A 5,869-nucleotide genomic window follows, 5' to 3' on the forward strand; every position below is an offset into this window, starting at 1 on the left:
GGCGGCGGGGATGCCGCCGTAGGAGGCGCAGCTCCCCACGGCGATGACAGCCAGGGCGTCGCGGGAGAGGCGCTTGAGATTCTCCAGAAAGCTTTCCGCGCGCGCGCCGTTGAATCCGAAGCCCTCCTCCATCGGAATGGAGCCTTCGACGATCAAAATATACTTCCCCCGGAAGCTCTCGACGGCGTCCTTGAGTTGGGCTTCGGCTTGAAAACCCGACGGCGCCATCAGCGTCTCTTGGTACTCGAGTGAGATCACCTCGAGGAGCAGCTCGTCGATCGTCGGGCCGTCCGCGCGCAGGATCGCTTCCGAGTTGCCGGCGCAATCCTGGTATTCGACCCAGATGACGGGCACCCGGTTCATGACCGCCGCCGCTCGGGCGACGAGCTTCTCGAAGCTTGCGGGGAGGAAGAGAAGGGCGGTCGTCGCCGAAGCCCACTTGAGGAAGGATCGTCGGCTCATGCCCCGATCCCGAAGGAGGGAAGGCAGATGAACCTGATTGAGCGGTTCGGAGGCTTCGAGCTCTCGGAGCCTCCGCTCGCAGCGGAGGCGGAGCGCTTCGTATTCCTGGAGGGTTCGGGCCGCGATTCCCTGGGATGACGAAGAAGCGACTTTCCCCTTTCCGATGATTCTCATGGAGAACCCTCCCTGACCGCGATTTTTCACAGCGTATGGCTGTTATGACAAGGAAGACAATCGAAAACAGGGAAAAATCTGTCGCCGCCGAAGCGGGCGTCAAGCTCCTCCCCCGAGGAGGCCAAGGGAGAGCCTCGCTTTTTGTGCTGACGCGAATGTCAAACGGAGAGAAGATGTCCTGACATTTATCCGTCGAGAGGCAGCGGTGGAAATGGGGAAGGGACCGGAAGCGGATGCACGAGCTTTCCCTCTGTCGAACCCTGGTCGGGATCCTGGAAACGCAGGCCGGACGGCACCATTATCGGAGGGTCCGGCGGGTGGAGCTTCGGGTCGGGCCGCAGGCGATGGTCGAGCCGGGAGCGATGATGTTTTCGTTTGACGTCGCCTCCCGCGGGACCTTGGCCGAAGGGGCTGTCCTGGAAATCCGGCTGGTGCCGACGAGAGTCGTCTGCCTCGATTGCTCGCACGAGGGCGAGGCGGAGAAGCTCGCGGAGGCATGTGCCGTCTGCGGGAGCTATCGGTTGCTGTGGGAAGAGGATGCCGGGCTCCGTCTCGGCGAGATCGAAGTCGATTAGCCAGAGCCGCTTCGCGGCAAGAACAAGGAGAAAAGCCAATGTGCGCGACCTGCGGGTGCGGGGGAGAAGAAGGGGCAAAGCATGAGCATCATCCTCATGCTTGGCAGCATCGCCATGGGACGGAGGGAGGGCGGGTCATCGATCTGGAAGCCGATCTATTGGAGGCTAACGCCGCCTTCGCTCGGCGCAACCGGGAGATCTTTCGCCGAAGCGGCGTCTTGGCCGTCAACATCATTTCCAGCCCTGGGTCGGGGAAAACGACCCTTCTTGTGCGCACTCTTGAAGCGCTTCGAGACCGGATCCCGATGGCGGTCATCGAAGGAGACCAGCAGAGCGAGCTCGATGCCGAGCGGATCCGAGCCACGGGCGTTCTCGCCCTCCAGATTCAGACGGGAAAGAGCTGTCATCTCGATGCCCATGCGGTGGCTCACGCGCTCGAGGCGCTGCCGATTCCCGAGCAAGGGATCCTCTGGATCGAGAATGTCGGGAATCTCATCTGCCCCGCGCTCTTCGACTTGGGGGAGGGAAAGCGGGTGGTGATCCTTTCGGTGACCGAAGGAGAGGACAAGCCGCGAAAATATCCGGAGGCCTTCCACGGAGCCGATCTCCTCCTCCTCTCGAAGGCAGATCTTTTGCCCTACGTCGATTTTTCCGTGGAGCAGTGCGCCGACTTTGCCCACCGGCTCCGCCCCGGTCTCGAGCCGCTCCTGCTCTCGGCGAAGACAGGGAAGGGCATGGAGGAGTGGCTCCGCTGGGTGGAGGAAGGGTGGCTTCGCGCCAAGGCCTCCAACCGGCCGGAAAAGCCGGTCGTCCCATAGAAGGGCGGCAGAGGTGCTGGTCGACCCTTTGCTTGTCGGCGCCGTGGGAGCGGGGATTGCCGCCGGGATCGTCCATGCCCTGACCGGCCCCGACCATCTCGCCGCGATCGCCCCGTTGACGATCGAGAGGCGTACGGACGCCTGGCGAGTCGGACTCTCCTGGGGCCTGGGGCACAGCGGGGGCGTCTGGCTCCTGAGCCTGCTCGTTTTTTGGCTGCGGGGCGCCTTGCCGACTGCGCTGCTTTCTTATTGGGGAGAGCGGCTGGTGGGGGTCGTCCTGGTGGCCATCGGTCTCTGGTGCTGCCTGCGTGCTCTCTCCCGCCAGATCCATGTCCACCGGCATTGTCATGACGGGGTCAGCCACGCCCACCTTCATCTCCATCTCCACCGGTCCAGCGCACACTCCTCTTCCCTTCACGGGGCGGCGGAGGTCCACCGCCATCCCCATGGCCCGCTCTGGATCGGGCTCCTCCACGGCGTCGCAGGCAGCCATCATCTCCTGGCGGCTCTCCCGGTGCTCGCTCTCCCGAGCCGGGTGGGGGCGGCGGGATACATCGGTGGCTTCGGCCTGGGGGCGATCCTTGGGATGGCGCTCTTTTCCTGGATCCTGGGAAGAGTCGCGCTGCTGCCCGCGGCGGGAGGGAACCGGAGCTTTCTGGCCGTTCGCCTGGTGACGGGGAGCGTCGCGATCGGGATCGGAGTCTTCTGGCTCTGGACGGGAGGGATCTGAATGACCCACCGGAAGGCGGCTTGGCAAATCCGTCTCGAAGGGAAAGTCCAGGGGGTGGGCTTCCGGCCTTTTGTCTACCGGCTGGCCCGCGGAGCGGGTTTGGTCGGCTGGGTGAGCAACGGCCTCGAGGGAGTTCATATCCGGGTGCAGGGCGAGGTCGAGGCGCTCGAGCGCTTTTCGGCCGCGCTCCTGCGGGATCATCCCTCCATCGCCTCGGTGACGCACGCAGAGATCGAGGAAGCGCCTCTGGGGACCGATTCGAGCTTCGTGGTCCGGGAGAGCAGCCGGGAGGGGAAGGCGACGGTCTTGCTGCTTCCCGATCTGGACCTCTGCGAAAGCTGTCGGCGCGAGATGACCGATCCACGGAATCGGCGCTTCCAGTATCCGTTCATCACCTGCACCGATTGCGGGCCCCGCTACTCGATCATTCAAGGGCTTCCCTACGACCGGGAGCGGACCACGATGGCGCCCTTTGCGATGTGCCCGGAGTGCGCCCGTGAATATCGAGATCCCGCCGACCGTCGCTTCTATTCCCAGACCAACTCTTGTCCCGCCTGCGGAGTGAGGGCCGACCTGCTCGATCCTCGGGGATTGCGGCTGGCCTCGGGAGGCGAGGCGCTCGATGTGGCGGCGAAGCGGATCGCGCAGGGGGAGATCGTCGCCTTGAAGGGAGTCGGGGGGTACCTGCTTTTGGTGGACGCGGCGAATGAGAAGGCCGTAGCCGAGCTGCGCCGGAGGAAGCAACGGCCGATCAAACCCTTTGCGCTCCTCTTTGCCGATCTCGATGCGATTCGGCGAGAGGCCTGCGTCGGTCCCGAGGAGGAGCGATGGCTCCGCCGCCGCGAGAAACCGATCGTGATCCTGAATCGAAAAGAAGGACCGACCCGAATTGCTTCCGGAGTGGCCCCCGAAGAGGACACCTTGGGGATCATGCTCCCTTCCGCTCCCCTGCCGGCTCTTCTGCTCGACCGGCTGGCGGGTCCGGTGGTGGCGACCAGCGCGAATCGGTCGGAGTCGCCCATCCTGGCCACCGAGGAGGAGATTCTCGCGGAGTGGGGGGAAGGGGTCGATGCAGTGCTCAGCCACAACCGGGAGATCGAGAGCCGGTTGGACGACTCGGTGGTCCGACTTTCTCCTTTTTTCCGGCAGCCCATTCTTTTGCGCCGCGCTCGCGGCTTTGCTCCGCTCTACCTCGCCCAGGGCTTCGAGCTCGGGCGGGAGGCGGCCATCCTGGCCATGGGGGCGCAACAGAAGGCGACGGTCACGCTGGCGCATCAGGGGAACATCTATCTCTCCCAATCCCTGGGGGATCTGGAGGGCTGGGAGGCCCAGGAGAATTTCCGCCGCGTGCTCGCCCATTTCCGCCGCCTGCTCTCCTTTGTGCCGCGGCAGATCGTCGTCGACCGGCATCCGCAGTATACCTCGACCGAGGAGGGCAGGTCGCTCGCAAGAGAGCTCGGGCGGGAGGCCGAGGAGGTGCAGCACCAGAAGGCCCATTTCTGGTCTCTCCTGGCCGAGCACTCCCTTTTCTGGGAGCGGGAGCCGGTGCTCGGCGTGATTTGGGATGGGACCGGCCTGGGGGAGGATGGAGCAATCTGGGGAGGGGAGTTCTTTCTCTGGCGGGAAGGACGGATGGAGCGGGTGGCCCATCTCGACTATTTCCCCCTCCTCCTGGGCGAAAAGGCGATCCGGGAGCCGCGCCTCTCCGCTTTGAGCCTCTGGCACTCCTCGGAGGCCTTGCGGGCGCGGCTCGAGGCGAAGCTCCGGCCGACCGAGCGGCCGATTTTCCGGGCGCTGCTTGCGCGAGGGGGTGCTCCCAGGACCTCGAGCATCGGACGGCTTTTTGACGGGCTCGCAAGCCTTCTTGGTCTTTCCGATCGCGTCTCCTTCGAAGGGGAGGCGGCACGCCGGCTCGAAAGGATTGCGCTGCGCGCCGCTCGAACGCTCGGCGGGATCGACAAGCTGCGAAACCAGGAGCCCTACCCCTTGCCCCTGCCTTCCTCGGACGGGGTCGTGCGTCTCGACGATCTGCGAGAAGAAGTCGCCCGCGATCTGGTCCGCGGCGCCCCTCCGGGGGAGATCGCCCTGCGCTTCCATCTTTCCCTCGCCCACCTTGCGGGCCGAGTCGCGGAGTGGACGGGCGCGCGGCATCTGGCGCTCGGCGGCGGGGTCTTTCAAAACGGGCTCCTGGTCGACCTCGTGGAGGCTTTGTGGGGAGAGCAACTTTCGGTCTATATTTCCCATGACCTTTCCCCCAATGATGAGAGTATTTCCTTCGGCCAGATGGTGGCCTCCGCCTGGCGGAGCGGAAACCTAAGAAAGGCAGGCTAGGGGACTCTTCGGAAGGGAGGTGTTCGGCGATGTGCTTGGCGATTCCTGGAGAATTGAAAGAGGTCTACACGCCCTTTCCCGGCGGCTTCCGGATGGGGAAGGCGAGCTTCGGCGGGGTGGTCAAGGAGGTGAACCTGGAGCTGCTGCCGGAGGCCCAGACAGGCGACTTTGTCCTGGTCCATGTGGGGTTGGCCATTGCCCGCGTGGACGCCGACGAGGCCGAGAAGACCTTCGCCCTGCTGCGGGAGATGGGGGCGCTCGAGGAGATCGGGGCTGAGGCCGCTCCTCCGGACCCCGGGGAAGGGCCTCCGGTCGGAGAGAGGCGGCGGCCATGAAGCTTCTCACGGAATACCGTGATCCCGAACTGGTTCGCACGATCTTGGCCAGGATCAGCCAGCGGCTTACGCGACCTTGGCGGATCATGGAGGTTTGCGGCGGGCAGACGCACAACTTGGTCAAGTACGGGATCCTCTCCCTTCTTCCCAAGGCGATCCAGTTGATCCATGGACCGGGTTGCCCAGTCTGCGTCACCTCCCTCCGGCGGATCGATCAGGCGGTCGAGCTCGCCGAGCGGGGAGTCATCCTCTGTTCCTATGGGGATATGTTGCGGGTTCCCGGCTCCCGGAAGAGCCTTTTAGAAGCCAAGGCGGGTGGGGCCGACGTCCGGATGCTCTACTCGCCGCTCGAGGCGGTTCGCATCGCGCGGGAGAACCCCGGACGCGAGGTGGTCTTCTTTGCGGTGGGCTTCGAGACGACCGCACCCGCCAACGGGCTGGCGG

The 5,869-nt window shown here is 64.9% G+C and carries 7 protein-coding genes; 6 read left to right on the forward strand and 1 reads right to left on the reverse strand.

Features of this window, described 5'->3' with window-relative positions:
* Positions 1-636 (reverse strand): NADH-quinone oxidoreductase subunit B family protein (locus MAMT_RS04930; protein ID WP_178086918.1); only part of this gene is annotated, 636 nt, incomplete at its 3' end.
* 233 nt (positions 637-869) lie between these two features.
* On the opposite strand from MAMT_RS04930, the gene hypA reads away from it, so the two are divergent.
* The 6 genes from hypA to hypD form a co-directional block, all read left to right on the forward strand.
* A complete protein-coding gene (gene hypA / locus MAMT_RS04935; protein WP_142659898.1) occupies positions 870-1,211 on the forward strand; it encodes a hydrogenase maturation nickel metallochaperone HypA in 342 nt (113 codons plus the stop codon).
* A gap of 38 nt (positions 1,212-1,249) precedes the next feature.
* Complete coding sequence (gene hypB, locus MAMT_RS04940) at positions 1,250-2,029, forward strand: hydrogenase nickel incorporation protein HypB (RefSeq protein WP_142659899.1); 780 nt, start codon at positions 1,250-1,252, stop codon at positions 2,027-2,029.
* 13 nt (positions 2,030-2,042) lie between these two features.
* Positions 2,043-2,759: a nickel transporter gene (locus tag MAMT_RS04945; RefSeq protein ID WP_142659900.1), complete on the forward strand. Its 717-nt coding sequence runs from the start codon at positions 2,043-2,045 to the stop codon at positions 2,757-2,759.
* Complete coding sequence (hypF, locus tag MAMT_RS04950) at positions 2,760-5,090, forward strand: carbamoyltransferase HypF (RefSeq protein ID WP_142659901.1); 2,331 nt, start codon at positions 2,760-2,762, stop codon at positions 5,088-5,090. It begins immediately after the preceding gene.
* Positions 5,091-5,119: 29 nt separating this feature from the next.
* Positions 5,120-5,425, forward strand: a complete 306-nt coding sequence (locus MAMT_RS04955) for a HypC/HybG/HupF family hydrogenase formation chaperone (protein ID WP_142659902.1) — start codon at positions 5,120-5,122, stop codon at positions 5,423-5,425.
* Positions 5,422-5,869 (forward strand): hydrogenase formation protein HypD (gene hypD, locus MAMT_RS04960; RefSeq protein ID WP_142659903.1); only part of this gene is annotated, 448 nt, incomplete at its 3' end. The genes MAMT_RS04955 and hypD, both read left to right, overlap by 4 nt.

The sequence above is a fragment of the Methylacidimicrobium tartarophylax genome (assembly GCF_902143375.2).
GTDB lineage: Bacteria > Verrucomicrobiota > Verrucomicrobiia > Methylacidiphilales > Methylacidiphilaceae > Methylacidimicrobium > Methylacidimicrobium tartarophylax.

What these genes read in the sequence shown, in the direction of transcription:
- hypA (WP_142659898.1), top strand. Translation starts at nt 870, where the DNA reads ATGCACGAGCTTTCCCTCTGTCGAACCCTGGTCGGGATCCTGGAAACG.
- hypB (WP_142659899.1), top strand. Translation starts at nt 1,250, where the DNA reads ATGTGCGCGACCTGCGGGTGCGGGGGAGAAGAAGGGGCAAAGCATGAG.
- hypF (WP_142659901.1), top strand. Translation starts at nt 2,760, where the DNA reads ATGACCCACCGGAAGGCGGCTTGGCAAATCCGTCTCGAAGGGAAAGTC.
- MAMT_RS04955 (WP_142659902.1), top strand. Translation starts at nt 5,120, where the DNA reads ATGTGCTTGGCGATTCCTGGAGAATTGAAAGAGGTCTACACGCCCTTT.